4 protein-coding genes are annotated in these 3779 nt (G+C 61.1%); all 4 read left to right on the top strand.

Features of this window, described 5'->3' with window-relative positions; all coding sequences use genetic code 11:
• Nucleotides 1–163 precede the first annotated feature (163 nt).
• Nucleotides 164–1360, top strand: a complete 1197-nt coding sequence (locus tag VN004_RS15715; protein WP_325611890.1) for a DegT/DnrJ/EryC1/StrS family aminotransferase — start codon at nt 164–166, stop codon at nt 1358–1360.
• Between the two features lie 16 nt (nt 1361–1376).
• Entirely contained in the window at nt 1377–2180 is an 804-nt protein-coding gene (locus VN004_RS15710) for a cytidylyltransferase domain-containing protein (RefSeq protein ID WP_325611888.1), read from the top strand.
• 20 nt (nt 2181–2200) lie between these two features.
• On the top strand, nt 2201–3319 hold the full coding sequence (locus tag VN004_RS15705) for an N-acetyl sugar amidotransferase (RefSeq protein ID WP_325611886.1): 1119 nt from the start codon (nt 2201–2203) through the stop codon (nt 3317–3319).
• A 16-nt stretch (nt 3320–3335) separates the two neighbouring features.
• Nucleotides 3336–3779: imidazole glycerol phosphate synthase subunit HisH (gene hisH / locus VN004_RS15700; RefSeq protein WP_325611884.1), on the top strand; the 444-nt coding region annotated here is incomplete at its 3' end.

The following is a 3779-nucleotide window of genomic DNA, read 5'->3' as shown; positions in this document are numbered from 1 at the left end:
CCGATGCTGAAAGTCTTCCTCAAGCTCGGCTTTGTCGTCGAAGGTACGCTGCGCCGGCAGGATCGCTTCGAGGACGGCTACTGCGACCACATCTATCTCGGATGTTTTGCGGACGAGTTCCGCTTCGAACGCGCATAACGCGCAAGGGTAATCAGGACTTTCCATGAAGAACACATGGCGTTTCGGCGAACTCGAGCTTCGCTATATCCGCGAAGTGATCGACTCGGGCTTCGGCTCGGGCACGTCGGGCAGCATGAACAACCGCTTCGAGACGGCTTTCGCAAAAAAAGTCGGCAGCAAATACGCCATCACCTTCAATTCGGGTACCGGCACGCTGCAGGCCGCGCTTTACGCGGTCGGCGTCGGCTACGGCGACGAGGTCATCACCCCGCCGCTGACGGTGATCTCGAACCTTGATGTGATCCTCGCGCAGAATGCGGTGCCGGTGTTCGCGGACATCGATCCCGACACCTTCAACATCGACCCCGCCGACATCGCCCGCAAGATCACGCCGCGCACCAAGGCGATCATGCCGGTCGCGCTCTACGGGCTGTGCTGCGACATGGACCCGATCATGGAGCTGTCGCGCAAGCACAACATCCCGGTGATCATGGACGCCGCCGAAGCGCATATGGCGGAATACAAGGGCCGGCCGATCGCGAGCATCGCGCAGATCACCAGCTACTCGACCGAGAACTCCAAGCACATCACCACGGGCGACGGTGGCATCGTCGTTACCGACAACGAGGAATACGCGATCAAGATGCGCAAGTTCGGCAGCCTCGGCTATGCCGCGCTGCCGGCGGGAGACGGCCGCATCCGCCGCCACAAGGACATCTTCCAGGACCCGGCCTACAAGCGGCACGACGCCTTCGGCTACAATTTCCGCATGCCGGAAGTGGCCGCCGCGCTCGGCCTCGCGCAGACTGAGCGCATGGACTTCTTCATCAAGCTGCGGCTCGACATCGCTGCGATGTATGCGGAGGCTGCCAAGGAGTGCAGCTATCTCCTCCCGCAGAAGACGCCGAAGGATTATCTCAATACCTATTGGACCTGGACCTGCAAATACGAGCGGGACGACGTGTCGTGGAAGGACTTTCGCGCCAAATATGTCGAGTTCGGCGGCGACGGCATCTATGCCGCCTGGGCGCTGCTCTATGATGAGACGATCTTCGCGTCGGGTGCGTGGAAGAAGCTCTGCCCGCCGCTGTACGGTCCGCTCGATTACAAGCGCCCGGTCTGCCCGGTCGCAGACACGGTCCAGCCGAAGCTGATGCAGTTCGTCACCAATTTCGGCAGCAAGGCGGAAGCCGAGCCGCAGGTCGAAGCGCTCTACAAGACCATCCGTTATTTCAAATAGGACGCAGCAACCCGTCATGACTATCGGCGCGCTCATTCCGATCCGGCTGAAATCCGAACGCCTGCCGGGCAAGGCCCTGATGCAGATCTGCGGCCGGCCAGTGGTTTATCATCTGCTCGATCGCGTCTGTGCGAGCCGGTACATCGACGATCCGAAAAAGGTCGTCGTCTGCACGACCGGGGATGCCTCGGATGATCCGCTGGTCGAAGCTGTGACGAGCTACGGCGCATCGGTGTTCCGCGGCAGCACGGACGACATCATCCGCCGCTTTCATGACGCCATCGCGCATTTCGGCTTCGACGCGGTGATCCAGGCCGACGGCGACGATCCGCTCACCGACACCTTTTACATGGACCGGACGATGGAGACGCTGCTCGCGGACCGCAGCCTCGGCATCGTCACCTGCGAGAAGCTGCCACTCGGCGTCGCCTCCAAGAGTTTCACCCGCGCGGCGATGGAGGCGGTGTTCAAGCATTACAATTCTGGGCAGAACGACACCGGCTTCATCTATTTCTTCACCAAGACCGGTCTGTGCAAGATGGCGACCGTGTCGCCGGCGAGCCCCGCGCACATCCACGACGAGATCCGCCTGACGCTCGACTACGAAGAGGATCTCGTACTGTTCCGCCGCATCTTCGAGACGCTCTATCGCGAAGGGGAAATCTTCACGCTGGACGACGTTGTTACGCTGGCGCGCCGACAGCCGGACCTGCTCGCCATCAACGGCAATCTCAACGAGGAATACTGGCAGCGGACCCGCGACAAGGCGAAGCTCGAATACCGCGACGCCGGCGGGCAGGTCCGCTCGATTCCGGTCTGACCTTCCGAAAGCAGAATCCCATGGCCGAACCCCTGATGCGTTATTGCTCCAACTGCGTGATGCCGGCGACGCGCCCGCGCATCACGTTCCACGAAGGCGGCATCTGTAACGCCTGTTTGTGGGCGCGCGAGAAAAAGACGATCGTCGACTGGGAAGCGCGCTGGACGGAGCTTGAGAAATACGCCGACGAGCTGCGGGGCAATGCCTCGGGCTTCGACGTCATTGTGCCGGTCAGCGGCGGCAAGGACAGCTGCTACGTCGCCTATCGCATGAAACACGACCTCGGCCTGCACCCGCTGCTCGTCCATATCGAGCCGCCACTGCCGTTCGAGCTTGGCAACCGCAATCTCGAGAAGCTGATCGCGGCGGGCTACGACTGCATCAAGGTTGCGCCGAATCCGGCGGTGATGCGCAAGATCGCCAAGCGCGAACTGATCGAATTCGGCGACCCGCTGCTGTGCTGGATGATCCCGGTGCGCGCCGTGCTGTTCCGAATCGCGATCCAGTTCGGCATCCGCTGGATCATGTGGGGCGAGGATGGCGAGGTCGAGTATGGCGGATTGAGCCATTCCAAGAGCAACCCGATCCACGATCGCGAATACGAGCTGCGCTATCTTCTGAGCGGCAACGACCCCCGCAAATATCTCGACGAATTCTCCGCCGAGCAGCTCAAGTTCTGGCTGCTGCCGACGCAGGAGGAGTACGAGAAGGCCGGCATCGTTAACATGCACATGAACTACTTCGACTCCTGGGATCCTTACCGGAACTACATCGTCGCCAAGGAGAAGTTCGGTATGGAGGAGAAGAAAGGCCGCAACGTCGGCACCTATACGAATTTCGCGCAGACCGACAGCGCGCTGTTCGATCTGCATTGCTATCTGATGTATCTCAAGTTCGGTTTCGGCCGCTGCACGGCGGATGCCTGCATCGACGTGCGTCGAGGCGCGCTCGACCGCGAGCAGGCCGTCGAGCTGATCAAGAAATACGACAACGCCTATCCGGAACCCTTCGTCGACATGTATCTCGACTACATGCAGATGACGAACGACGAGTTCCAGGCCGCGCTCGACAAGCACGCCAACAAGAAGCTGTTCAGCAAGACCAATGCGGGCTGGGCGCCGATGTTCGAAGTTCAGTAGGGCGACAATTTTTCGGATGATCGCCGTCGTCGACTACAAGATGGGCAATATCCATTCGTTGCTCAACGCGCTCGCCTATCTTGGCTGCGCGGCGAAAGTGACGCGCGACCCGGAAAAGCTGCTCGCCGCTGACAAGATCATCCTACCCGGGGTCGGTGCCTTCGACGCCGCGATGCGCAATCTGAATGAATTCGCGCTGGTCGACGTGCTGAACGAAGCTGCGCTGAAGCAGCGCAAACCCATCCTGGGCATCTGCATCGGCATGCAGATCATGGCCGAGACCGGCGAGGAGAACGGGCGGACCGTGGGCCTGGGCTGGTTCGCCGGCGCGGTTCGACCGATCGCGCCACTGATGCCGGGCACGCGCGTGCCGCATGTCGGCTTCAACGACGTGAGCTTCGTGCCGAATTGCTGCGGGCCATTCGCGGTGTTCAAGGAGCCGACGGATTTCTACTTCGTG

It is taken from the genome of Pseudorhodoplanes sp. (assembly GCF_035565855.1).
Classification (GTDB): Bacteria; Pseudomonadota; Alphaproteobacteria; order Rhizobiales; family Xanthobacteraceae; genus Pseudorhodoplanes.
Note: the sequence above shows the minus strand (reverse complement) of the source record. Positions and strands in the feature narration are given on the sequence as shown.